Here is a 23,881-nt window from a genome sequence, read left to right on the forward strand (position 1 = left end):
TACCTCCCATGGCATCGCCGGAGAGAATGCTTAATTAGTGCAGGGTCTCTAGGTCTAAGCCAATGTATAGGCTATTCACGTACATGGCCTTGATTCGATATGTGGAGTTCATATTGATAGTACTTGACTTTGCCTACCTAGGAGTGCTTAACCCCCTGAATAAATTCTTAATAGCTATATTAATGACGGCAATAGTTTATTCACTACTTGCCGTGTCGAGCTACTCCTTCGTCATGAGCATGTGGGTAACATTAATACTTGTATTGGCAATAGCAGGTGCGGATGCGGCATTACTTATCCTAGCCATAGTTACCCCCTCAGTACCAACCATTGGGTTATACACTGTATGCTTCATAAATATAATCCTCGATGTATTAGTAATTGTCATGGTTATTGAATTAGTAAGGAGATAGCACGACAGTACCTCTAACTGGGTAATCGCCAAGACGACCAACTATAACTGCCTCAATCAATATTTTTATCTCGGAGTTGCTAATGACATTGCCCTTATTAATGACCTTAATTGCATTTCCATGAACCTCAACATCGATATTATCGCTCAATGGCTTAACATTGACGATCCTAATATGAACTAATGATGGATATATCGGCAGTGTTAATTCCCGGAAGGCGGAAACCCTAATCTTCTTCTTGAGTATCCTCGATATCGTAGCAATAACCCTATAATCATTAACTAATGCCGTAAACATGGAAAATCCAATGATGAGTATTACTATTGATATTACCAGGTCAATAATCTCAAAGGCCATACTCCCTCACCGCATCCCTTATCCTACTCACGGAATCCCTAACGGTCTCTGGAACAACCTTGACATTGTAAAAGAGGGTCATGAAGCTAACGTCGCCATTCCACCGAGGAACCACCTGAATATACATGTGCGGGGTCAGCGATATCCCCACGTTGAAGCCATGTGGATTGTAAACCTTCCCTAAAATATTGATGATTTTCTTTGTCATGTCCATAAGTTCGATGAGCAATGGCGTGCTTATTTCATTAATTGATTGGTGCTTTATTGGTGCTATTATTAAATGCCCGTTATTAAATGGGTGTGGATTGTGAAGTACTATTATTTTTTTCGTTTTTCATTATTATCAATTCCTCATTACTCATTAATTTACAGATTTCACAATCCACTTGGGTCCCAGGAGGATTAGGAAAATGTTGATTTTTAAGGTTTTTAACTCACTTTACCGGTATTTTGATGTTCAGTTCTCTCGCTAACTCCTTATACCTATTCCTCACGGTGACCTCAGTGACCTGGGCAGCCATGGCAACCTCCTTCTGTGTCCTTACCTCGCCCTTAAGGAGCGACGCAATATATACTGCAGCCGCAGCAAGACCAGCTGGATCCTTACCTGCGGTTAAGCCCTTCTTCTTAGCTTGCTCAAGAATGTTTAATGCCTCCCTCAGTATTTCACCGCTAAGTTTCAATTGCTCAACAATCCTAGGCACGTAAAGCTTGGGATCACTAAGCGGTAACTTAACGCCCAACTCCCTGGCAATGAGCCTGAAGCACCTCGCAACCTCCTTCCTACTAGCCCTAGTGTATTGACTGATCTCGTCAAGGCTCCTTGGCATACCAATCTTCCTACAGGCCATGTGTAGGCAGGCGGCTACAATGGCCTCAACACTCCTGCCTCTGACTAAGCCCTTGGTCAATACCTGTTCGTAAATCCCCATGGCCTCATCAACGCACGCCTTTGGAATACCCAGCTGTGATGATATCCTGCTTAACTCATTCATTGCCTGTATTATGTTACGCTCATAACTCGTCTGAACCCTAACCCTCTGCTGCCACTTCCTATACTTCAGGATCTCGAGCTTCCTCTTAATATCAAGCTCCTTACCACTGGCATCCTTGGTCGCCCAATCAATAGTCGTGGTCAAAGCCTCACTGGTCAACCTATTAAGCGGACCACCAGCTCTGGCCCTAGCTCCTTCTCCTCGGCAGTGAAGGCCCTCCACTCAGGTCTAAGGTCAATAACGTGCTCAAGAACCACAGAGCCACACTTAGCACATATTACCTGACCATTCTCGTAATCAAATATGAATGTGGTTGAGCCACAGTATGGGCATACCAGTTTTTCCTCGCCTTCGGACTTGAATTCTATAATCTTACCTGATACCTTCAACTTACTTAATAGATTAGATCCACCTGCTGGTCCTTCCTTTCCTGTGTGGGGTTAGACATAAATATCCCTTATTAAAGCTTTTCGCTTGTTGTTTAATTATTTATAAACCTTTCTCTTCATAAAAATTATTTAGAGCCCTCACGAAGCAGCTTCCTAATTCTTGCTAATAAACCATAAACCTGTAATTCACCGCTTGATCCCCTGAGTAACCTATAATGATGCTCACTAACAATGTAGACCGCCTTAGGCTTTAACTCCTCGGGAACCTTCAATTGCGAAGTGGCTGAGATAACCTCCCTATGGATTATTTTAATTATGTCAAGGGGATCGGCACCCTCATCCCTTATCAATGACATCACCTCCTTAACGGCCTTACCAAAATCGCCAATTACGGCTTCCGTAACTATCGCCCTAACCCTAGCTGGGCTAACCTTACCCAAAGCCCTATAGACCGCCTCCTCATCAACAACACCGCCCAATGATGATGCCGCCTGTAGCGTATTAATTGCCTTCCTCATGTCTCCCTGCTCACGTCCCAAATTGCCTCCAGGGCCTCGTCGGTTACCTTAACACCCTCCTTTGAAGCAATCTCCTTAAGTCTATTATTCACGGCATCTTTAGGAAGGGGAGAAAACCTAAATAGGGAGCACCTTGACTGTATTGGCTCGATTATTCCGGATGGGTAATTAGCAAGCAATATGAACCTAACAGATGTGGTATACATCTCCATTATCCTCCTCAGGGCCTGCTGAGCATCGGGTGTCATGTTATCAGCCTCATCAAGAATTATCAATCTAAAGGGCGCCTTGACCGTAGGCATCGTCTTCGCAAACTCCTTAACCTTCTCCCTAATCATCGCGATACCCCTCTCGTCACTTGCATTAAGTTCTAGCGTATTCTCACGCCATGCATCACCGTAAAGCTCGTGGGCAATGGCAAGGGCCATCGTGGTCTTACCAGTGCCCGGAGGCCCAAAGAATAGTAGGTGCGGTATATTCCCGTTGGCCAGCATTTCCTTTACCCTGGCCTTAACATGATCCTGATCAATGATATCATCAATCCTCGCGGGACGGTACTTCTCAACCCACAGTACTTCCTCGGATGACATGCACTACCCTTTTGTATTCATATCCTTAAATAAATTCTTTTGCAGTCTCCGAAGCCACGTACTTATTATCCTTCAGTAATACGTACCCTAACCTATTTAGTATTGTTAATAATTCGTACTCCTTATCGCTCAACTTGTCAATATCATTAACTGATATTGGTAGCTTACTAAGCAGCTTTCTAATGACCTCCTTTGTCGTAACCACCTCCCTATTGGCCGTCTCATCCCTCAGTAACACGACCTTACTCTCATCTATCAATCTCTTAAGGAGTCTCCTGGCCATCACGTCCCTCGTATCGAGGAATAAATTATTATCTATCGCCTTAAGCAAGCCACCACCTAATTGCTGAGACCTTGATTGCTGCCGTAATTGCGGAGCCTCCTGGCCGCGTAGTTCCCTCAACTCCTCCTTAATCAAGTCAAGCTCTCCCTCTATCGTCTCAAGACGCTCAAGAACCTCCCTAAGAAGCTTAATGCATTCATTGAGTTGTGAACTCATTACTTAGTACTGCATAAGGCTAGTTAATAAGGGGTTCATTGTCATAATGATGAGTGAATCTCCACAATATCACCATCATTAAGAACGTAGTTAATACCAACCCTCTTAACGCCCGACGGTACTTATCAATCCTCCAAACCCTGGCGTACCTAAACCCCTCATAAAACCTACTATGGATCCTCCTGGCCAGGTCACCCACAGTCGAGCCCCTCCTAAGCACGAAGGGCTTTGGTGAGTATGTATCGGCATCTGGCTCCTTTGTGTAAACCCTTATTAAGTCCATGACCTTTAGTAAGGATTCACCAAGCATCCTGGAATCAATGGTGCAATCCTTAAGTGATGCCGTTAATACCATCACTTCACTACCCAACTTTGCGGCGATGCTCCTTACATAATCGCTATCGGTTAGGTCGATCTTATTTATTAAAACGAGGGAGGGCTTGTACACTATGTCCTTGAATATTGATTCCTCAACATCATCCAACGTGGCCTCCCCATTAATCATGACCAACGCATTGTTTATGCCATAGCTCACCAACAGCTTCTTAACGTCCTCAGCCGTACCATTAACCAACTTGCCAACGACCTGAATACCACCCGTAGGCCTCCTCTCAATCGTTACAAAACCCCTCGGCTTAACTATGTATATTCCATTCTCCCTAAGCATGCTCTTCAGGGCATTGTATTGAGCCTCAACATCACTGCTCGCATCGAGGATTACTATTGCACTATCCGCATTCCTAATCATGGACAGTGCCATGGAGTTCACGTCTGAGTCTACGTCATAGATGTTTATTGATGGCAGCTTCACCAGTTGGAAGTAGACGTTGCCGTAAATGAACATGCCAGGTATTGGCTCCATGGATGAGAATGGTATATCGTCAGGCTCAACCTTAACGTTAGTCAAGCACCTCAAAAGGCTTGATTTACCGGATGATGGTGGTCCAATAACAACGACTTGCGCATCACCCTCCTTCTCAACGTATATATTAATACCGCCAGACCTTAGCGACCTCTCCTTAACCCTCCTCTCCTCAATCTCCCTCCTCAACTGAGCCATCCTCCTCCTAGCCCAGTGAACCAGGTTCTCCGTACCCTTATGCTTAGGTACAGTGCTGAGGAATTCTTCAAGTGCCTTCAGCTTTTCCTCGGGTGTCTTGGCCTCCATTACCTTCAACCACTTAGCCTTGGCCTCGGGTGGCAGGTTCGCGGGCATTACTAAAGTTAATAATAATTATTACGGACTTAAATAATTTTACGAACACGAACTAGACATCCTCAACTCCCTTATCAGTAATCCTAAACATGGCGCTAGCCTTAAACGGTAGCTAGGCGAGTCGAGGACCTCCATGACCTTAATATCCTCCTTAGACTTCCTCAGGAAGAGCCTATGCGTGACCGCGTGAGCCAGGACGTTACCGCCGGCTGGCCTCTTAACCTCGATATAACCCATTGGTACATCAAGGACTTGGTTTGTGAGGACTACGTAAACGTTATAGACCTTGGCAATCCTCATCAACCAATCAAGTATGTAATTAAGCCTCTGCTGCCTCTCGGCGAGTCTTTCCCTACCCTTAAATTCAGCCCTGTAAAGGGCTATTATCGAGTCAACCACGATGAGCTTCGCATTGGCTTGTTCCACGAGCTTAACAACATCGAACTTAATCCTATCCTCAAGATCTGCGGCATTGATCACCTTGATAACGTATATATTATCTAGAGTCTCATTGGGGTCGAGGTCAAACCTTTGGGCGATATTGACTATCCTATTTGGTGAGAAGGCCTCCTCAGTGTCCAGGTAAACCGCGGCACCGCCAACACCGCCCTTATCCTGACTCAGTTGAACCGTTACTGATAATTGATGGCATAGTTGGGTCTTACCCGTGCCGAACTCACCGGCGAATTCATAAATGGCCTTGGGCTCTAAGCCACCCTGTAGTAGCTCATCGATTGCCCTAACGTTTGTTTTCAGCCTTACAATGCCCTCAAAGTTCTTGCTAGATCCGTCGCCCTCGAAACCCTATTACTACCGAAGACAATGTCTCTCGCGGACCTCAGTATCTTCTCAACCCTATCTGGAGTCATGTCTGTTAACTCAATGAGCTCTTCAGGATTAAAGAGTGCCAAGTGCTTAACACTGAGTATTCCCTTAGACTTAAGTAACTGCGCCGTCTTTGGTCCAATACCCTCTAGATCCTCTAAATCAATGTTCTCCTGGGGCATTCCTTCTCAATCCATGATTTCGCCACTCAACAATAAATAGGTATTTGTTAAGAATTATAAGGGTGAGACCTTTAGAAGAGTCACGTGACTAGCTTTGCCGATGTAATTGGTGATTTATTCCTGATAGTATTCCCGATAACAATGATTATTGGGTATGTATTTAGGAGTAGAGTTAGGAGACTCAGTATCGGTAATTACCTACAGTACGTGGTCATGACGTTAATATACACAATGGCCCTTTGGGCAGGCAATATAGTGGCGAGTAATTATGTTCTCTACATAATACTCTACTCGGTGGTGTATGCCATAATCTCCATAGTGATGAGTCTGGTCTTCACATTGCCGATAAGTCTTGCCGTAAATACGAGGCGATTCCAAGAGACATACCTGGGCAATAGTCATGGTGTTAATACGAGACTACCATTAATATTGCTAGCAATTCTGGTGATTGGTTGGCTATTGGGCTATTACGTTAGATTTAAACCCATTATTAACTACCTTGATTACTTAATCACGCTTGAGCTACTCGTGCTAATTCTAGTGATTGGTCTTGACATTGGTTCATCAATAAACATGTCATTAATCGCACAGGGATACCTCGGTATTGTGATTGCGGCCACGTCATTACTGGGTAGCTCTATTGGAGGCTTGATACTGCACTACCTAACCAATATACCGTTGGCCGTATCCCTGGGAGTATCAATGGGGATGGGGTGGTACTCATTGGCAGGGCCTCTCCTCAGTGTTAGGTTTGGGCCTGCCATGGGTACCCTGGCCTTCCTGGCTAATTTCCTTAGGGAGCAGTTAACGTACTTGTTAGTCCCTTCAATAGTGATTGCGGGCTTTAGGGACATCTCCCTAGTATCTATTGGTGGTGCGACGTCAATGGACGATACATTGCCAATTTATAGGTTGTACATGGGCGAGGCAGGGGGTTTCATAGCGTTTGTCAGTGGTTTCGTAATAACAATGGCACTCCCTGAGCTACTGCCTTACGTGATCACGATTAGGTAGTGCTAAACCCCCTCATCAATATTTATGAGGTCCCTAATCATGCTCATCTCCTCCTCCGTAACCCCCAGCCTACCTATGTCCATGTCAACCAGGAGCCTAGCCAGGGCTATCGCGGCGTCCCTAATCGATATTATACCAACTGCCTTGCCATCCTCATCAACTATTGGCAGGTGCCTAATGCCGTGCTTAGCCATTATGTGCACGGCCTTTATCAGGCTTGCATCTTCCTCAATGACTATTACGTCCCTAGTCATGACATCGCCGACTGTTAATGAGTCAAGGCTCGCGTTATTTGCCACCAACCTCAATAAATCCCTCTCGGTGAAGACGCCGATGACTCTGCCCTCCTCATTAACCACGATCATCGAGCCAATATTCCTCTCATTCATCAACCTAATAACGTTAGTTAGGGGCTCATTATCTTTAACGGTTATGAGGACCTCCCTCATTACATCCCTAACACGCGGTATTGCCATGTATAATAAGTGCTCTTAAGGTCCTATATATACTTTTTATATCGTACCTAGACTATGAGGAGCCTGACCCACCTAAGGCTTAGGGTGAATGGTATAAACAACACACCAGCGCCGCTGAAGAACTTCGTGTACATCTCATAGAAGTGAAGCCTTAGGCTTTGTACAAAGGCCACGAAGCCCTCACCAAGTATTATCAATAGGTTAAACACGATAAGCACGGCTAAACCAGCCGGCGTAAATAGACCCAGAGAGACAGCCCAGGCATAGGTCATTGCAGTGAAGACAGCATGCATAATGGCAACTATGCTCAGCCTCATGAACGATATTGTGTTTGTGAGGCTCGGTATCGCAGCCTCAGCACTAACCTCAACGGCTAACTGCGCGCCGCTAAATCCCGGAACACCCCTGTACTTAGCCCTGAAGTAGAATAATGAATATATTAGTATCGCTAATAGGGCGAATACGGCATATGCCCAATACCACACTAAGCCCTTTATTACATTAAACATGGAATACAGCGGTTGTAGTAATGGCGTCTTTTCACCGACGATTATGACTGGCACAAAGCCAATACCCATCAGGGCCAGTACTAGGAATAGGAAGAAGAAGAAGAGCGGTACGTAGAATCCCACGGCTAAGTCCCTCTCACCACCCCTGTAGGCATTAATCGCCTTAAACGCGAAGGCGAGTAATAGTGATACTATGCCCACCATTATCGAAACAGCCAGCATTGCGTAAATAGAATTAGAAAGAACCTCCATCGCAGTGCCGTGAACGTGAACAAGCCTGAATGGTGCTGGTAATACCTCTATTCCGAATATGGTGCCGCTCTCCACGAAGGTGAAGATTATTGACCAAACACCGGCCATGAGGAATATTAAGCCCCACATGGAGTACTTACCACCAAATATCGAGCGTAGGAAGGCGTTGGGTCCATTATACCTAGACCTGTATAGGGCGTAGCCGAATAGGGATAGTACCACGCCATGACCCAGGTCTGGGTACATCCAACCGTAGAATGCGGGAAAGAGTATGAAGGTTAGTATTACTGGGCTTATCTCCACGTACTTGGGTACGCCGTACATGTACGTTATCTTCTTAAAGGCATCAACGGGTTTCGGGTACTCCTCAAGTGTTGGTGCCTTCTCGGGCTCTATTTCCCTGACGTACACCACCCTACTCTCCTTCCTAACCCTGGCATCAATAGCCAATTTACCAAGCAGTGATGCCAGTAAATCATCGAACTTGCTCGATAGGCTCTCCTTAACGTAGCCGGCTATCGTTACCACATCACCACTGACCTTATTAATACCATTAACACCATAGGTAGAGACCTCATTGAACTCCTTCACAAAATCCTCATACTCCCTCTCCAAGTCCTTAAGTCTCGTCCTTAAATCAACCAATTCCCTACCGGTTAACTCAAATGCAGACTTGATATCGATTAGGTAATCCCTACTTATCTCATAGACCTCCTTACCCAATGACTTAACGTGAGATTCTCCGGAGGCTCTATAATCGTGAGTATCGATAAGTCCATGCCCTCAACATCACGCTTAATGTACATGAGCCCCTTAACATATTCCTCATTAACGCCACCCCTAATTGCGAATACCCTAAACCTTAACCTACTAAGGCCCTCGAAGGAAATTCCAGACCTCTTCATGTACTCCAGGGTCTCATGTATTATCTCTAACTCCCTGATTCTATTCTTGGTATCATTCACGGAATTAACAATTTGCATTAACCTGTCACCAACATCCCTACCCTCAGGTATTGCGGAGTCCATGTACTGCCTAACAATGTTCGTTACCGTGTCGGAAAGATCAATTATGGCGTAAGCCCTATCACTAACCTTCATTAGAAAGTCCTGAAACTCCTGCTCAAGCTTCCCCAACCTACCCTCCAACTCAGCCAACTTACTCTTCATGGAGCCTAAATCAATGTTGCTTGGTACCTCAAGTGGATTCGTATTAAATAATTTGTACGCGTTCAATAAGCCTGCCTAGCCCACTCAGTATATCACTAATGCGTAAAACCTATCCTGAACCTTCACGGGTAATGTCTCAGCACCGTAGTTAGCAATGGCATTCCTGAACTCGTTGAAGTCCCCCTCACTCAGTGGAACTATGTCTATCGAGAAGTGCCTTAGTCTCTCCATAATGACACTGCCGACGGCCGACACGACATCGACTATGCTCCTAAGCCTCACGTACTCATTCCTAACACCCTCTATGGAGTTAGGTATTGCCTAACCCTCGTGAGTAGGTCCTCACCATCCTCAATTATGTACTCGAGAAGCTCATTAAATAAACCGACCTTAACCTCGTGGGGGTTCGTCGGTGGTGGTATTGAGTATTGATTTAAAATCCTGCTTAACTCCCTGGATATGTCCTCAATCCTCCTAATCTTCTCCGAGTACTTACTCGGCACCCTAGGCGCCGGTATTGCCCCAGGCCTTGTTATTGGCATGAAGTACCCGGCATTGCCTATATTCATTAATAGGTCAAAGGCGTGCTCTGACGGCAATGTAATCTTATACTCAATAAGTCTCGCTATTGGCATTCGATAGGCAAAGGCTTATTATAGAATTTAAGCATTATTCCTCAGAGTCTAGCTACGACCATTTACGAAAGTAGCATTTAAAAATGCTGGGTTATGGTATGTGTCGTGTCAATGCAGGCAAAGACGATTAAGGCCAGGATATACTCGATAAGGAGGGGTTCAATTGGTTACTCAAGGGATGCAATAATAATAGTGCCTGGCATTGAGACCGCGAATGATGCGGCTAAGTTCCTTAATGCGAAGGTTGTGTGGAAGTCGAGAACGGGGACCGAAATAGTAGGAAGTGTGCTAAGGGTGTGGGGTAAGCATGGTCAATTACTCGTTAGGTTTAGGCGGGGATTGCCAGGGCAGGCCCTTGGCGATATTGTGGATTTAATACTGTAGGGCTTAAAAGGATGTTATCACGTGGATTTGCATGGAGGCTTTGCTGGGTCGACTATCTTATATCCAAATAATAGGCATACTCCTGTATTTGCACCGTAGTAAATGCATTCCCTGCAATCATTTGGCCTACCCATCACTATCTTGACGCCACTTGGTAATTGCATTAATTGCGTTGGGGTTGTGGGTATCGATGGTAATTGTGGCTTCTCAACTACCGTGGCCTCAGGCTTTACGACCTCGACCGGCTGCTTAATCTCTGCAGGTGGTGAAGGCAATGGAGGTGGGGATGGCATTTGCGGTGGCGGGGGTGGAGGTGGTGAGGGCTGTACTGGTGGTGGAGGAGTGCTTGGTGGCGGAGGAGGTTGAGCCGGTGGTTGAGGTGGCTGAGCAGGCGTCACTGGTCTCACCAGCTGTGGTGATAGCGCGGTAATTACCTCATCCATAACGGTTTGCTTAACCACGTCTGGTGGCGGTAATTGACCCTCATAGATCTTCCTGCCGTTAATTATTAACGCTGGTAATGCCGTCACGCCATCCTGTTTCATCGATTTGACTAGGTATATGAGGTTCTGAGGAACCTGGCTCTCGGGCATGCTCAACGCATTGAGGGCTGCGTCAACAGCCTCGGGCTTGATCCTAATGAATGTGGCATTAACATTCCTCTCACTGCCCTTAAACTTCTCCCTAACCTCTGTGACAACATTCCTAATGGCGTTCTCGTAAGTCTCATCCCTACCAACAACCATGTAAAACTTAATCATGACCGGCATATATGTCAATTTTTAATAATAGCCGATTTAATAAATCTTTAGTGTTTAAAATGACGCAAATAATCCTACCACTCACTCGCCATAACCTGTGGCTTTAAACCATTACTCAATAACCTATTGAGGTAGAGTTTACGCACAACTACATTACCATCCGGGCGTAACTCATATATTATCTGCGTACTGAAAGCCTTAATACTCGTGGGATTGCATATCTTTAACGAATCACAAAGCTCCTTGATGAAGTCGTCAACTCCAAGTTGCTTACTCGTCCTTTGATAATAATTCTCGCAATCTCAACAACCTTCTGTGGGAGTAGTATTGTTGCCTTACCTGAGTCAACAATGTATAGCCCATGATAACCAAGGATCATCTCCTTCCTGACCCAGTCCATATCAACATCCATTAATGGGGATATTACTGTAACCTCAAGGACGCAATTCTTAAACTCGGCAATGGATATTGGCGAGAACCTAGGGTCGTAGAATGCCGCGTGTAATGCGGCGGTTACTGAATCCTCAAGTAAATTCTTTATGGGCCTTATCGTGCCCATGCTACCCCTGAGAACCCTCTTAATCATGCCGTCTGAGTACATTAGCTTTTCAATGGATACGAATACGCCAAGCTTCAATTCCGCAATCTTAACCAAGTGCGTTGGGTCAATCTCATAATCAGCCTTAACGCCGAGCCTCTCGAGGATCTTAGCCCTCAGGTACCTAATGAGGCTCGTGTACTCCTGCTCATTAAGCGGCCTGAATAATTCCATGCAATGTAGCGTTATAATCAATGGTTTATATGCAATGCCCTCCTTATCACCCGCGAATTATTAGTAAATTACCGTCAACACACTGAGTACTTAACGTGACCTGGAGCTTCCGTGCAATCTCCAACTCCCTATTTATGCGCACATGATGACCACCAACCCAGTAAACCTTGCCACAGCCAGTACATACCCAAAACTCGTTGTGTCTGAGTAATACGTTTCTCGGCACCTTACCAACCACCGAATCCCTACCTACCCTAATTAACTTCGAACCGCATACTGGGCATAAACTCCTCCCCATATCCAGCATTAATGGGAAGCCTAGAACCAGCGAGAGTATCGACAACCACTCGACATGCCTCGGCGTGACCAGCAATAGGCTTAGCCCAGCCCTCCTCCTGAATAGCTCCCTATCCCTAGTCACCAGTAGGTGATTTACATCCAGTAAATCGGCATCACTGTAATTGGGGCTGTACATAGTCCTGACACCGAGCATCCTCAACCACCTAACTAACCAACCAAGCATTGAGTTTACCACCACCTCATCATCACTCACAGGCAGGTTAACGCAGGCGTTAAGTCTGGCAACCTCCAAGGCAAGTCACTTCGCCAGGCTTCTTAACTTATCCCAGGGCATTGGATTTCCTTCGTAAAATCCCTCAATGGTCGATGGGCCAGGCACTGCATCAACAATGTGGCTCAGGTTAATTACCTTGGCGAACCCGGGGATTTTGGCTTTGAATGTATCGTAAACTTCCTTACTTACGTTAACCCTATCCCTAGTTCCAGGCCTCAGCGTAATGTAGTAATTAGTTAATGAGCCTATGGCACTGGGCGGTGCCGTGATGATGCGGATTATTGATGAGACACCCATGTTATCAATCCTCACGCCAATACCAAGGCCGAGCTCGGCATTCCTAACCCAACCCCTACTTCCATAAATCATGAAGCTACCCTTACCCAGGTACTCACCCGACGGCGCCTTCTTAGTCACTTGCTCACCTCTCACGTAGAATGCATCAAGCACTGATAAACCCATAACCCAGGCCCTTGAGTATGAAACCGCGTACTGAGCTGCCTCCTGAATATCCCTATCACTCACCGTATCGCCAGAATCGGCAAGCCTAATGACAACCGCGGCACCGCCCAGTATGTCAGCATGTACGAATATGTCCCAGGGCCTTAGGTAATGCCTTACTATGACCTCATTCTGCGTGGCATCCCTCCCCGCTATCACGAGCCTGCCGCTACTCGTTATAAACCACCTAAACCTCTCAAACCACTCCCTGGCACCGTAAACCACTCGGATAGAGCTCTCCCTTACACTCTCCGCAATCTTCTCACCCTCAGCCCTAAGTTCCTCAATCCTAGCCCTAAGTTGGTTAAGGCTCTCCTCAGCCGTCTTCGCCTTACGCTCGAGCTCCTTAGCCCTATTGAAAAGGCCATTAATCAAGTCACCAACATCTGCGTTTAGGGGTATTGACACCGTAACGCCGCCGATCTCAAGCACGACGGCTTTACTCCTCGGCTCAAAACCCTTAACCCTAATACCCTGGTACTCCATTCCCCTGACCAACTCCTGAAACTCATCTTTATAGGAGGACCAGTAATTCCTGAGCACGTTAAGTAATTCCTCGATCACGTACTTCCAATTAAGCACGGTCTCCGCCTTAACCCTCAACTCCTCAGAACCCTTCCTAAAGCCCTCAATACTCATCATCAACTCATCAACACTCCTCTCAAGCCTAGCAATCTCACTGGAGATAGTAGCCAACCTCTTCTCGGACTCCTCCCCGATCTCAACCTCATGGAAGTACTCATCAACAGCCTCATTAAACCTCCCAAAATGCTTAACATCATCATACTTAATTGATTGATACATAATCGGGGTCACGGTTATTGGAGAACCACCGCTATAGTAAATAGTTGGCTCCAGGTCGCCCCTACTTATCTTATTAATCATTGACGTTATCACGGACAGCACACCATCAATATTAATCGAATTAACGGGAGAATCGCAGTTGATCAATGCCCTGGCACACACCTCATTAGCCACCTCACCGCCCAAGCCCAGGCCCCTGGCTATGGCCCTACCAACCGTGTCATAACCCTGTAATGCCTTAATAATGACCTCACGATTATCAACAGGCTTAACAAAGTTTTGAGGCGGTGGATTATATTCGAGACCTACATTCACAACCCTATCCTTGCCCCTGTACGTCCTTAAAACCCACTTAATCCTGCCATCACCATCTACGTAAATCATGTTCCAGGGCTCGAGAAGTTCAATTATTAGGTAGCCCGTGTCAAGCGTTAACTTCACAATTCTATCGAAGTTGAGTAGTTCAAGGTCCCTCAACCTTAATCCCTCAACCAACCTCCTGAGTGATGTAACTCCCTCGGCCCCATGCTCAAGGACGTAACTGGTCAATCCAAACCTATGGGAGTTAGCTATTACGAAGTACTTCTCGGAGCCCTTCCTAAGCCTAATGAGTAATGAATTACCCATTGTGTAGACCTTATCAATCACCGAATCCCTCAGGTCACTAAGCTCCATTACGATCGCTAACAAATCCAGTACATTCAACGACTTCTTCTGACTTGGCATTACGCCTTAATTTTAAGGAGCGGTAAGCCCTTTAAAAACGATTCACTTCTTCGTAACCACTGACCCCTGCTCCTTCAATAACTCAATCAACTCATTAATCGACTCCCTCAGAGACCTCATCTCCTTTATTAACTCATCGACACCCTCAAATTCAACCTTGAATTTAACACCGGCCTGTTGCACGTAATCCTCATCATCACCGTCATACTTCCTAACCCTACTCCTTACGTTACCATCATCATTACCTGCCAATTCCTGAAGGAGCTCCTCAAGGTCCACCTTTTTCTTTCTGCCGAACATATCAATTATGAATTCTCAAGTAAATTAATAAGGCACTATGGTGATTTTAAGCATGTGATTGGCGTCATTTATGATGATGCATACCTGGAGCATAGACCGCCGAGGAATCACGTTGAGAATCCAGGCAGGGCTATGGCGGTAATTAAGTCGATAAGTGACGTGGCCGTAATTGAGAGGCCCATTAATGATGTTGATTATTGGTTGCTTAAGGTTCATGATAGGGATTACGTGAGGTGGATTGATGAGAATTGTGAGATGGGTGATGTGTTCATAGATGCTGACACATACGTCAGTCCAGGGACGTGCAGGGCGGCTAGGCTTGCCGTTGGCGCAGTGTTGAGTGGTGTTGATAAGGTATTGAGTGGCGAGTGGAACGCTGCCTACGCCGTTGTTAGGCCTCCAGGTCATCATGTTGGTCGTGTCGGTAAGGCATTAATGGCGCCCACCCAGGGCTTCTGCATATTCAATAATGTAGTCGTTGGCGCGGTTTACGCGCTGGAACGTGGCATTAGTAGGGTTGCCATACTCGACATCGATGTTCACCACGGGAATGGGACGCAGGAAATATTCTATAGAGACCCGAGGTCTTATACGTGAGTCTGCACCAAGACCCGTTGACGATTTACCCAGGTACTGGGTTTATTGACGATGTTGGTGAGGGGGAGGGTGAGGGATTTAATGTTAATATTCCTCTGCCGCCATTCACGGCAGATGATGCCTACATGAGAGCCCTGGGTAATGTTGTTTGGCCGATAATTGATGAATTCAAGCCTCAGTTAATCCTGGTTTCCCTGGGCTTTGACGCTCACATGCTCGATAGCATAGCAAACCTAAGGCTGTCCCTGAATACCTATGCCCATGTGTTTAGGAGGCTAAGGGATATGATTGGTAAGGTCAGAGGCGTGGTTTTTGCGCTTGAGGGTGGGTATAACAGTGACGTCTTAAGTAGGGGCTCGAGGCTCTTGATTGACATAATGAGTAACAGGGATGTGGAGGTTAATGAGGGGGTAACGCAGACGGAGCCGAGGGTTATGGCACGTGTTAACTCCATCATTAAGGACGTAATTAATGTCCATAGGAATTACTGGCACCTGCCTAAGGGCATAAACACTTATAATTACTGGCGGGTTAGTGCATAGTTGCGTGATGATGCTGGGCTGGATGATTAGTGATTTAGGTTAATAGCGCTGATATACCCCTCTTTAATTATCTCTGTGAGTTAGTGATTTATTTCCTCAATACTGCATTAAATACCTGTGGTGACCTGGCAATACTTATTAATTATCATAGCACTAATAGCATTGCTGAGTATGGTTCTAACCTCGTATGCTCAGCAGGTTCAATTACCCATATACATACCCGCGGTTAATGTCAGTATAACCGCATTATCAGCAAATGGCATGCCATTAACGAAGTATGCCATTGTGGGCTTATCATGCGCTGAGTATAACGTCAGTAACCTAGGCCTTGTTAGTGCTGTGATCCCGATACCGAGCACGGGGTCAATAACCTGCAAAGCCTACGCATACTCCTTCGGCATGTACTCGAGTAAGACCATAGTCCTTACGGCAAATGAGAGTGGGGAGGCAATATCCGTAACCCTGGTAATACCCGTGAGTGGCTACTACGTGCCTGGCATCGGCTTCGTCCCACTAGGCACTCTGGTGACCATCGCCATAGTCATCCTAATAACCATAATACTAATAGTAATTGGGTTGATGAAGTACGCCAGGTGGAGGAGGGAGAGACTGGCGAGACTTATAAGGCCTCCTGAGTAGGCTTGATCGGCTTAAGATGATCTGTGGTATTGTGTTAAGTGGTGGTTTGTCTCGGAGGTTTCGATCGCCCGGTGAACCGTGGATCGATAAGGCCTGTATAGGGTTGGTAATGAGCCAATGATTAAGCTCGTTTACGATGCCTTATCGAGGGTGGTTGATGAGGTGTTCATAGCCGTGAACAATCAGGACAGGGCCATGAGTTATAAATCCATAATACCAAGTGCAAACTATGTAATCGATGATGAGAGACTTAAAGGCCCATTGGCTGGCATATACTCAGCGCTCAGTAAGTGCCGTGGGGATTACACAGTGGTTGTTCCCAACGATATGCCGTACATTACGCCCAGGGCCCTTGAACCATTAATAAGCGAGTTGGGGAATTTTGATGCGGTAACGTACATATACCCAAACGGGCACTTGGAGAACGCCCTAATAGCCCTTAGGAGGGACGTGACCCTCCAATACATGAACCTACTGATTAACTACGGTAGGTCTAAGGTATTTGATTTAGCCAGGGGACTGCCGAGGGTCCTATTCCTAAACCCGCTGGTCCACGGGATTGAGTTGAGGAGTCTCGTAAACATTAACAGGCGTGAGGACTTAATGAAGATGACTGTGAACACGAATGAGCAGGTAATCAGGAATGATATTTCAATAATTAGGAATTACGCAATAGATGATGTAGTAAGCAAGAGACTTAACGAACTCGTGGGATCGCTCTGGTACACATTAATCACTGGTGACCCCTGGCCCGAGTTCAGACTATACGCCGAGAGCGGACTCCACTTCCTGGCCGGCCACGTACTCCTCGACTCAACCAACGAGAATGTTAAGCAATTAGGTAGACGCATACTGACCTCGCTCGGTGTGGATAAGGCATGAAAATAGCCATAATGGCGGGCGGCATGGGGAGTAGGTTATCAAACCCGAATAAGCCATTGATTAGTATATGCGGTAAACCAATGATTGAACGCGTTGCATCAACCGTCAGCGTGTTCGGCAAGGTGTATATCGTGACCACAGCCAGACACGCCGAGGTGATTAATTGGTCGAGAAAGCACGGCTATGAAGTGCTAATGACAAGCGGCGCCGGTTACCCCAGGGATGTTCTCGAGGCATTGCATATGATAGGCGCACCAATCCTCTTTATGCCGAGTGATATGCCTTCATAACCAGGGAGTTAATTAGGAAACTCCTGGCAATGTCCGCATACATCACGACACCAATGGTAACGCTAATGCATGAGAGGGATGGTAAGACTGACTTCACGGGAATAAGCCTAGTAAAGAGGTTGGTATTGACCCAAGGTATCATACCATGGACCTCCCTAATAATTCCCTGGTCAATTGAGTTACTAAACATAAATACACGAAAGGACCTAGAACTTGCGTATAGCCTATGTGGTAAATAAATAAGTTATTTAAATCCATATATGATCTTCACCTAAATGTCCCTTAAGGATGAGTTTCTACGCCTACTTAGGGAGGATGAGGAGTTTAGACTAGCCGTTATTGGTTTACTGGGTCTTGATGAGTTGGTGAAGGCTGTGAGGACGCTCATTGATGAGGTTAGGGCGCTTAGGGCTGACGTGAATAGGCTCTGGGAGGAGAATAACAAACTATGGCAGGAGGTTAGAAGACTATCCGATAATCAAGAAAGGCTTTTGGAGGAGAATAATAAGTTGTGGCAGGAGGTAAGGAGGATTAATGAGAATGTAGAGAGATTATGGCAGGAGGTTAAGGCTTTGCGTGAGGGTCAGGAGGAATTGAGGAGGGGTCAAGAGTCCATTAGGCTGATATTAATGCGCTTAGGGCCGACGTGAGTAATCTCAAGGAGGGGCAGAACGAGTTGAGGACCGAAGTTAACAGGCTTTGGGAGGAAAATAGGAGGATTAATGAGAACATAGAGAGGCTTTGGCAGGAAAACCACAGGTTATGGGAAGAAAACAGCAAGATCTGGCAGGAAATAAAGAGGATAAACGACAACATAGAGAGACTGTGGCAGGAGTTTAGGGCGTTTAAGGAGGAACAGAATAAGTTCAATAAGTGGATGCTGAGTGCTTGATGGAGATTAGGGATTCCCTTGGCGGCGCCTATGAGTATTACACGGCGCACTGGATCGAGAGGTGGCTCGAGGGCAAGGGCGTTCACTGTGATGTTAAGGCTAATGTAACGATTCCAGTGGATGGCTCCAGGGAGATAGACGCAATATGCTACGACCCACTGGTCGTTGGTGAGGCAACCATTAAGGTCAACTCAATCGAGGAAGCCGAGGGGGAGATAGCTAAGTTACTCGAGAACGCAAAGGCCGCGGAGAGGTTCTTCAACCGCAAAACCACAGCCCTAATACTCGCCGTAGAAAACGCGCCGGAGCAGGTGGCTGAGTACTTAAGGAGGAGGACGAGTGAGTTGGGCATAATCCTCGTCCTCGGTAGGGAGTACTCATAAGTAATATACATGACCAATATCACTGAGTGTATTGTCGAGTTTCTTTAATCAAGTTGACTATTAAAGGAGAATACGCAATAAGGCCAATTCATCACATAGTTATTAACCGCTTCACATAATCCACGAACCACTCAATGAGCGGTAGGTCAGTCCTCACATCGTCAACGCCATACTTACCTTCGTGGAAGCCCCAAACATGTAGGTCGTAAGCCCTCGACCAAGCATCAACAATCCTAGGCTCACCCAATTTAATACTTAACGTCCTGGCAGCTCTACCGAGTAGGTAAGTAAACCACCTGCCTCCTTAACTGCCTGTTGATACTCTGGCGTGCCGTACTTCTCGGCCAGGGCCTTGATGCACTCCTCGACTACCTTATACGCCTTCTCGCTAGCCTGAGCGACATCGCCCTTACTCACGTACTCCCTGGCCTCATTAAGGTACTTCTCAGTAAGCTCGAGCCTCGCCTTGGCAAGTTCGCTCGGGTCGAGCTGCGCGGCGTTCATTAATGCGTATAATATGAGGTCCTCAATGTCTAAACCCTTCTCTCGAGCCTTTTCGTAGATTACTCTCGGCAATTCAAGTGAAACCACCATCATTTATACAACGAATTCCTCAACTTAAAAACCTTCACAGCCCTAAAGAATCCTCCTCACCAATTCGGCTAGTCTATCAACGAATTTATTGAAAGTTATGTCCCTAACCCTCTCAAGACTCTTCATCGAATAATTACCCCACGCCCTAGAATCAGTCAATAACTTAACCAGGGCATTAACGGCTTCCCCAGCGCTTTCATAACCAAGACCAACCTCGCCATTCAACGCCAAGTCACTCCAGGCACCACCACTCTTATGAACCACGACTGGTAAGCCCCTGGCCATGGCCTCGGCAACGGCAATACCCCAATGCTCATTAATAGTGGCATGGAGGAAAACCCTAGCCCTATCCATAGCATCATTAATCTCAGACCTAGGAGCATTAAGCCTAAGATAAACCTGATACCCACCATCCAACTCACTAAGCACAGAGCCCTCACTAACAACCTTCACGCCAAGCCCAACCCCCCTAGCCATTTCGGCAACCCTATTAACGTAACCTAACTGAGTCCTCGTAGTCGCGCCTCCAAAAATAATCAACTTAACGTTGGGCATTTCCCTAAGGAGCCTGGGCATTAACTCCCTAACAACCCAGTGATAACGCTTCTCCTCACTAAACCTACCAAGCATGACCACAATATCTTCCCTCTCCTCAAAGGTCCTAACCGAGCCAAGGACACTCATGTTTGGCGGTATTGGTGGGTTAAGCACGGTGGGCTCCTCACCATAGACCAGCCTAGCCACACCAGCCGTCCACCTCGAATTAGTGAGCACCAGGTCAGCATCGTTGAACGGGTTCTCCCTGAGGTACCTGGGCAGTAGCCTTGTGAATACTCCCCAGTAAACATTCATTGGGAACTTGCCATACCTCTCCATAATGTACGGGTCCTCACCATAGGCAAGACCAGAACCCTTAAACCTAGGATCAATAACAACCTCAAATGGAAAATGAATATACTCAATAATCTTAAGTCCCGAGCTCCTAAACCTAGTTAATGGTTTATAGGTCTCCTCATCAATAAATACAGCCTTAATATCATACCTCGACACCACATCCATAACGGGCTTCCAAACATAGAGCCTAGTCCAAAGCCCAAAGGCCTTTACGTTAATAGGCATTAAAGTACGCACCTCATACCCTGAAATATCAATGCCATACCAATCAACATACTTAGCTGAATTAAATTTAAACGTACCAGTTAATACCGGCTTAAGCCCTGTTTTATTTAAAGCAATAACGGCTGATGCACAAACAAGCTGTCCACCGCCAGGTGATCCCCAGTAATGATGAGCAACGACCGAGTACACAAATAGTCACGAATATTTAATGCTCAAATTTATAAAAATTAAATTCACGAGCCCATAAGTATTGTGAATAAAGCCTTTTAGTAGCTCTGAGGCATATTATACCAATGAAAGCGTTAGTTTATTGGGCGTTTGGCGGTATTCAGAGGATGTACCCATTCACGATAAAGGCCCTGCAGAGCTGTGGTTATGAGGTTCACGTTGCCACAAGTCATGACATAAACCCAGAGGATGTAATGAAGTACCACGGAGTTAAATTAAGTAATATATCATTAAGTTCCTTAGATTAAGTTGCGGTAAACTTTACTCAATTCCTTGTGACTTAATAAATACCACGATCTCAGCCACTAAATTTCTAGGCATGGTTAATAATTACGACTTGGTTTACGTAGACATACCGTATGTAGGTCCAATCTTTAAGTACTCTGTGCCAAGGCATAATAACCTAATCTTCTACTTACACACCAATTGAGAGGGATAAACCTGTCATACCCATCGCTAAGCCACATAGGATGCTCATACATGCCTACCTGGCCTACATTACGAACTACGATATAATAAGGAATGCGCGCCTTGTACTCGCCAATAGTAGGTTTACGGCATACATCACCGAGAAGACCCTGGGAGTAATGCCGAGGGTTCTCTATCCACCGGTCGACGCCGATTTAATAGCCAGGTATAGGTCTAACGATAGGGAGAATGCCGTGGTGTTCTTCGCCAGGTTATCGAAGGCCAAAGGGCCTGAGCAGGCAATAATGATCGCCAAGGAATTAGTGAAAGAGAGACTTAATCCCAGGGTCTACATAATGGCTCAGTAAGTGGGCAAGCAGGAAAGCTTTATGTAAGCTCATTAATTAAGTTAGTAAAGGAATTGAGCTTGTCGCACAATGTCACGTTCATAATAAACCCATCAATAGCCGAAGTATATAGAGTACTAGGTAGATCCAAGGTATTCTTGCACTTCAGGGAACGTGAGCTTTTTGGCATTGTTATTGCCGAGGTCATGGCGGCAGGTGCCGTACCGGTGGTTCCTAGGTCAGGAGCACCTTGGCATGACATAATCGAGTACGGTAAGTACGGAATTGGCTACTCATCGAGTGAAGAATTAATTAAGGCCGTGAAATACTTACTAAGTGATGGTTATGATAAATACTCGAAAGTCGCCATTTCTAAGGCCTACTACTTCAGTGTTAATGAGTATATCAATAGATTATGTGAAATGACAAAAACCGTTGATTAAGCAAATAATGAGTTATGAGGGACAGCGTAAATAGTGGCTAATAACCGCAGTAATTACTTCCTCACTTATTAGGATTAGAGCTAGGTAAGTAATGAATGAGCTAGAATGAGCTATAACGCTAATTTTTCTCATTAGGAGCTCTCTACAGCTTTCAACGTACCAAATAATAATGATTTCAATTTAGAGATAATCAATAAATACTGAAAGGAGAACTTATAGTTATGTATATTAATGTATAATGATGAAGAACTGTGACTAAATTATGATTAACTTTACGGTTAGTAAAGATCTCACTGGAAATGAAATACTAAGAGTTAGTAAATATATACCGTATGAAGCATGAAAATCTTCAAATTAAGTTCATGAATTATTTACAATAATCATGAAAGCAGCATATATTTATGGAAAATAAACAAAAGTCTTTATAAAGGCTACCATGATAACGAAATAGTAAATGATTAAGGCAACGGTAGTATGGCTGAATTATAACAGCATGGGATTCATAGATGTGGCTTTGAAGAGTCTCGGATCATTTCTTAATCTTGATTTTAAAGATTATGAGGTTATTGTTGTTGATAATAACTCAAGTGATGGTAGTTTCGAGCGTATTAAAAAAATTCATTGAAGAGGAAGGGAGAAAAATAAGTAATGTTAGAGTTAAAATAATACGAAACGATGAAAACCTTGGATATGCCGGCGGTATGAATACTGGTTGGGAAGCGAGGGATCCTGATAGTAAGTACGTAGCTTTCGTTAATAATGACCTAATAGCAATGCCAGAATCACTAGCTAAACTAGTGGAATACATGGAAGGAAATGAAAAAAATAGCAACAGTAAGTGGATTAATATATCTTAGAAATAAAAATTTGATAAATTCAGCTGGGTGGACAGTTGATGATATATTAACCGCCATTAGTATATGTGGCGGAGTTAGCCAAATGATTGCATAACTATTAATAAACCACATCATGTTACTAATGCGGATGGAGCATATTGTGTGGCCAATGCAGATATAATCAAACGTTTTGGGTTTGATGGAAAACCATTTATTAATGAAACCTTTCTATACGCCGATGATGTTTTACTGGGAATTAGATTATGGAACCTTGGGTATTACACGTACTACGTACCTGTTGAATCCGGTATTCACTATGTATCGTTAACTACAAAAAGCTCAGGGTTATTGTCATATTATACAATCAGAGCTAAGTTTATTAAGCATGCGTTCATAAAGACGGCATACTATAGTACAGTACCTGTCTATTACGCCAGGGTGAGAGCATCATTATGGACGCTATGTAAAGCTGGCTTTAAGAAGTACTGTGCAATTCATAAAGCGGTCATTGACGGCTGGAGACTAGGATTGAAACTTAGAAGTAAGTTTGGATTCTTAGATTTAAATAAAGCACCTCACGTTAAGCTTTCAGGACATATAATATTAGCTCATACAGTATTTCCAGTAAGATCAATATTCTTAAGGAAAAGATTCGTAACTCATAATGATTTAATATTAAACATATAAAAATAAGGTATTGAATTTTAGAACATTAAAAATCTATTTTTACTTAAGTTTTAATAAGGTTTCGAACTTTTTTACGGTTTCTTATAGTATCTTTATCACTGACCTATATCAAATAATAACTTATTACTTAATT

At 45.0% G+C, this 23,881-nt stretch carries 31 protein-coding genes and 6 pseudogenes; 17 read left to right on the forward strand and 20 right to left on the reverse strand.

Going from position 1 to position 23,881, the window contains the following annotated elements; genetic code table 11:
• Positions 1-62: 62 nt before the first annotated feature.
• Positions 63-413 (forward strand): hypothetical protein, encoded by a 351-nt coding sequence (locus tag JCM14467_RS01715; RefSeq protein ID WP_054848892.1) that lies wholly within the window; start codon positions 63-65, stop codon positions 411-413.
• On the opposite strand, the gene JCM14467_RS01720 is transcribed toward JCM14467_RS01715, so the two are convergent.
• The 8 genes and pseudogenes from JCM14467_RS01720 to JCM14467_RS14950 form a co-directional block, all read right to left on the reverse strand.
• The gene (locus JCM14467_RS01720; RefSeq protein WP_054848893.1) at positions 399-770 is read right to left on the reverse strand and encodes a hypothetical protein; all 372 of its coding nucleotides are present in this window, start codon (positions 768-770) and stop codon (positions 399-401) included. The genes JCM14467_RS01715 and JCM14467_RS01720 overlap by 15 nt on opposite strands.
• Positions 760-999 (reverse strand): hypothetical protein, encoded by a 240-nt coding sequence (locus JCM14467_RS14945; RefSeq protein WP_252900393.1) that lies wholly within the window; start codon positions 997-999, stop codon positions 760-762. Before JCM14467_RS14945 ends, JCM14467_RS01720 begins: the two co-directional genes overlap by 11 nt.
• A gap of 205 nt (positions 1,000-1,204) precedes the next feature.
• Positions 1,205-2,154 (reverse strand): annotated as a pseudogene (locus JCM14467_RS01730) (transcription initiation factor IIB).
• A 125-nt stretch (positions 2,155-2,279) separates the two neighbouring features.
• A pseudogene (locus tag JCM14467_RS01735) lies at positions 2,280-3,262 on the reverse strand (replication factor C small subunit).
• Positions 3,263-3,287: 25 nt separating this feature from the next.
• Positions 3,288-3,761, reverse strand: a complete 474-nt coding sequence (locus tag JCM14467_RS01740) for a hypothetical protein (RefSeq protein WP_054848894.1) — start codon at positions 3,759-3,761, stop codon at positions 3,288-3,290.
• 41 nt (positions 3,762-3,802) lie between these two features.
• Positions 3,803-4,977, reverse strand: a pseudogene (locus JCM14467_RS01745) (OBG GTPase family GTP-binding protein).
• Positions 4,978-5,016: 39 nt separating this feature from the next.
• Positions 5,017-5,742: a DNA repair and recombination protein RadA gene (gene radA, locus JCM14467_RS01750; protein ID WP_342765437.1), complete on the reverse strand. Its 726-nt coding sequence runs from the start codon at positions 5,740-5,742 to the stop codon at positions 5,017-5,019.
• The gene (locus JCM14467_RS14950) at positions 5,736-5,984 is read right to left on the reverse strand and encodes a DUF4332 domain-containing protein (protein WP_252900394.1); all 249 of its coding nucleotides are present in this window, start codon (positions 5,982-5,984) and stop codon (positions 5,736-5,738) included. The genes radA and JCM14467_RS14950 overlap by 7 nt, the downstream gene beginning before the upstream one ends.
• 84 nt (positions 5,985-6,068) lie before the next feature.
• On the opposite strand from JCM14467_RS14950, the gene JCM14467_RS01755 reads away from it, so the two are divergent.
• Positions 6,069-6,998: a lysine exporter LysO family protein gene (locus JCM14467_RS01755; protein ID WP_054848895.1), complete on the forward strand. Its 930-nt coding sequence runs from the start codon at positions 6,069-6,071 to the stop codon at positions 6,996-6,998.
• A 2-nt stretch (positions 6,999-7,000) separates the two neighbouring features.
• Here JCM14467_RS01755 and JCM14467_RS01760 read toward each other — a convergent pair whose 3' ends face one another.
• Genes JCM14467_RS01760 through JCM14467_RS14970 form a run of 5 tightly spaced genes read right to left on the reverse strand, consistent with a single transcriptional unit; the run spans position 7,001 to position 10,039 of the window.
• Positions 7,001-7,474: a CBS domain-containing protein gene (locus tag JCM14467_RS01760; protein ID WP_054848896.1), complete on the reverse strand. Its 474-nt coding sequence runs from the start codon at positions 7,472-7,474 to the stop codon at positions 7,001-7,003.
• A gap of 47 nt (positions 7,475-7,521) precedes the next feature.
• Positions 7,522-8,958 (reverse strand): V-type ATPase 116kDa subunit family protein, encoded by a 1,437-nt coding sequence (locus tag JCM14467_RS14955; RefSeq protein ID WP_252900395.1) that lies wholly within the window; start codon positions 8,956-8,958, stop codon positions 7,522-7,524.
• On the reverse strand, positions 8,934-9,470 hold the full coding sequence (locus JCM14467_RS14960; protein ID WP_252900396.1) for a hypothetical protein: 537 nt from the start codon (positions 9,468-9,470) through the stop codon (positions 8,934-8,936). Before JCM14467_RS14960 ends, JCM14467_RS14955 begins: the two co-directional genes overlap by 25 nt.
• Positions 9,471-9,488: 18 nt before the next feature.
• Positions 9,489-9,686, reverse strand: a complete 198-nt coding sequence (locus tag JCM14467_RS14965) for a hypothetical protein (RefSeq protein ID WP_252900397.1) — start codon at positions 9,684-9,686, stop codon at positions 9,489-9,491.
• Between the two features lie 20 nt (positions 9,687-9,706).
• Complete coding sequence (locus JCM14467_RS14970; RefSeq protein WP_252900398.1) at positions 9,707-10,039, reverse strand: hypothetical protein; 333 nt, start codon at positions 10,037-10,039, stop codon at positions 9,707-9,709.
• Between the two features lie 111 nt (positions 10,040-10,150).
• Here JCM14467_RS14970 and JCM14467_RS01770 point away from each other — a divergent pair, with 111 nt between their 5' ends.
• Positions 10,151-10,423 (forward strand): 50S ribosomal protein L35ae, encoded by a 273-nt coding sequence (locus JCM14467_RS01770; protein ID WP_252900422.1) that lies wholly within the window; start codon positions 10,151-10,153, stop codon positions 10,421-10,423.
• Positions 10,424-10,440: 17 nt separating this feature from the next.
• On the opposite strand, the gene JCM14467_RS01775 is transcribed toward JCM14467_RS01770, so the two are convergent.
• From JCM14467_RS01775 to JCM14467_RS01795, 5 genes are all read right to left on the reverse strand, one after another.
• The gene (locus JCM14467_RS01775) at positions 10,441-11,193 is read right to left on the reverse strand and encodes a hypothetical protein (protein ID WP_054848898.1); all 753 of its coding nucleotides are present in this window, start codon (positions 11,191-11,193) and stop codon (positions 10,441-10,443) included.
• Positions 11,194-11,407: 214 nt separating this feature from the next.
• Positions 11,408-11,956, reverse strand: coding sequence for an AMMECR1 domain-containing protein (locus JCM14467_RS01780; RefSeq protein ID WP_252900399.1), 549 nt, complete (start codon positions 11,954-11,956; stop codon positions 11,408-11,410).
• Between the two features lie 46 nt (positions 11,957-12,002).
• Positions 12,003-12,548 carry a Mut7-C RNAse domain-containing protein gene (locus JCM14467_RS01785; protein WP_054848899.1) on the reverse strand — a complete coding sequence of 182 codons (546 nt, stop codon included), beginning with the start codon at positions 12,546-12,548 and terminating at the stop codon, positions 12,003-12,005.
• 6 nt (positions 12,549-12,554) lie between these two features.
• Positions 12,555-14,561: a ribosome rescue protein RqcH gene (rqcH, locus tag JCM14467_RS01790; RefSeq protein ID WP_054848900.1), complete on the reverse strand. Its 2,007-nt coding sequence runs from the start codon at positions 14,559-14,561 to the stop codon at positions 12,555-12,557.
• Positions 14,562-14,603: 42 nt separating this feature from the next.
• The gene (locus JCM14467_RS01795; RefSeq protein ID WP_054848901.1) at positions 14,604-14,861 is read right to left on the reverse strand and encodes a hypothetical protein; all 258 of its coding nucleotides are present in this window, start codon (positions 14,859-14,861) and stop codon (positions 14,604-14,606) included.
• Positions 14,862-14,993: 132 nt separating this feature from the next.
• On the opposite strand from JCM14467_RS01795, the pseudogene JCM14467_RS01800 reads away from it, so the two are divergent.
• The 8 genes and pseudogenes from JCM14467_RS01800 (at position 14,994) to JCM14467_RS01830 (ending at position 19,086) form a co-directional block, all read left to right on the forward strand.
• Positions 14,994-16,000, forward strand: a pseudogene (locus JCM14467_RS01800) (histone deacetylase family protein).
• Between the two features lie 171 nt (positions 16,001-16,171).
• On the forward strand, positions 16,172-16,639 hold the full coding sequence (locus JCM14467_RS01805; protein WP_054848929.1) for a hypothetical protein: 468 nt from the start codon (positions 16,172-16,174) through the stop codon (positions 16,637-16,639).
• A gap of 117 nt (positions 16,640-16,756) precedes the next feature.
• Entirely contained in the window at positions 16,757-17,521 is a 765-nt protein-coding gene (gene mobA, locus JCM14467_RS01810) for a molybdenum cofactor guanylyltransferase (protein WP_252900400.1), read from the forward strand.
• Positions 17,518-17,811: an NTP transferase domain-containing protein gene (locus JCM14467_RS14975; RefSeq protein WP_252900401.1), complete on the forward strand. Its 294-nt coding sequence runs from the start codon at positions 17,518-17,520 to the stop codon at positions 17,809-17,811. Before mobA ends, JCM14467_RS14975 begins: the two co-directional genes overlap by 4 nt.
• A 29-nt stretch (positions 17,812-17,840) precedes the next feature.
• Entirely contained in the window at positions 17,841-18,050 is a 210-nt protein-coding gene (locus JCM14467_RS14980; protein WP_252900402.1) for a hypothetical protein, read from the forward strand.
• A gap of 36 nt (positions 18,051-18,086) precedes the next feature.
• Entirely contained in the window at positions 18,087-18,461 is a 375-nt protein-coding gene (locus tag JCM14467_RS01820; RefSeq protein ID WP_054848902.1) for a hypothetical protein, read from the forward strand.
• Positions 18,458-18,703 carry a hypothetical protein gene (locus JCM14467_RS01825; RefSeq protein WP_054848903.1) on the forward strand — a complete coding sequence of 82 codons (246 nt, stop codon included), beginning with the start codon at positions 18,458-18,460 and terminating at the stop codon, positions 18,701-18,703. The genes JCM14467_RS01820 and JCM14467_RS01825 overlap by 4 nt, the downstream gene beginning before the upstream one ends.
• Entirely contained in the window at positions 18,685-19,086 is a 402-nt protein-coding gene (locus JCM14467_RS01830) for a hypothetical protein (protein ID WP_054848904.1), read from the forward strand. Before JCM14467_RS01825 ends, JCM14467_RS01830 begins: the two co-directional genes overlap by 19 nt.
• 91 nt (positions 19,087-19,177) lie before the next feature.
• Here JCM14467_RS01830 and JCM14467_RS01835 read toward each other — a convergent pair.
• Together JCM14467_RS01835 and JCM14467_RS01840 are read right to left on the reverse strand one after the other, a co-directional pair.
• Positions 19,178-19,680 (reverse strand): annotated as a pseudogene (locus JCM14467_RS01835) (PaREP1 family protein).
• 42 nt (positions 19,681-19,722) lie between these two features.
• The gene (locus JCM14467_RS01840) at positions 19,723-20,988 is read right to left on the reverse strand and encodes a glycosyltransferase (RefSeq protein WP_054848905.1); all 1,266 of its coding nucleotides are present in this window, start codon (positions 20,986-20,988) and stop codon (positions 19,723-19,725) included.
• Between the two features lie 104 nt (positions 20,989-21,092).
• On the opposite strand from JCM14467_RS01840, the gene JCM14467_RS01845 reads away from it, so the two are divergent.
• From JCM14467_RS01845 to JCM14467_RS01865, 6 genes and pseudogenes are all read left to right on the forward strand, one after another.
• Entirely contained in the window at positions 21,093-21,275 is a 183-nt protein-coding gene (locus tag JCM14467_RS01845; protein ID WP_054848906.1) for a hypothetical protein, read from the forward strand.
• Positions 21,276-21,497: 222 nt separating this feature from the next.
• The gene (locus JCM14467_RS01850) at positions 21,498-21,803 is read left to right on the forward strand and encodes a hypothetical protein (RefSeq protein ID WP_054848907.1); all 306 of its coding nucleotides are present in this window, start codon (positions 21,498-21,500) and stop codon (positions 21,801-21,803) included.
• A 26-nt stretch (positions 21,804-21,829) separates the two neighbouring features.
• Positions 21,830-22,225 (forward strand): annotated as a pseudogene (locus JCM14467_RS01855) (glycosyltransferase); the annotation flags it as partial.
• A 493-nt stretch (positions 22,226-22,718) separates the two neighbouring features.
• On the forward strand, positions 22,719-22,850 hold the full coding sequence (locus JCM14467_RS20320; protein ID WP_444823175.1) for a glycosyltransferase: 132 nt from the start codon (positions 22,719-22,721) through the stop codon (positions 22,848-22,850).
• Positions 22,816-23,082: a glycosyltransferase gene (locus JCM14467_RS01860; RefSeq protein ID WP_252900405.1), complete on the forward strand. Its 267-nt coding sequence runs from the start codon at positions 22,816-22,818 to the stop codon at positions 23,080-23,082. The genes JCM14467_RS20320 and JCM14467_RS01860 overlap by 35 nt, the downstream gene beginning before the upstream one ends.
• A 141-nt stretch (positions 23,083-23,223) precedes the next feature.
• Positions 23,224-23,748: a glycosyltransferase family 2 protein gene (locus JCM14467_RS01865; protein ID WP_054848910.1), complete on the forward strand. Its 525-nt coding sequence runs from the start codon at positions 23,224-23,226 to the stop codon at positions 23,746-23,748.
• The last annotated feature ends 133 nt before the right edge of the window (positions 23,749-23,881 follow it).

The sequence above is a fragment of the Vulcanisaeta sp. JCM 14467 genome (genome assembly GCF_001316245.1).
Classification (GTDB): domain Archaea; phylum Thermoproteota; class Thermoprotei; order Thermoproteales; family Thermocladiaceae; genus Vulcanisaeta.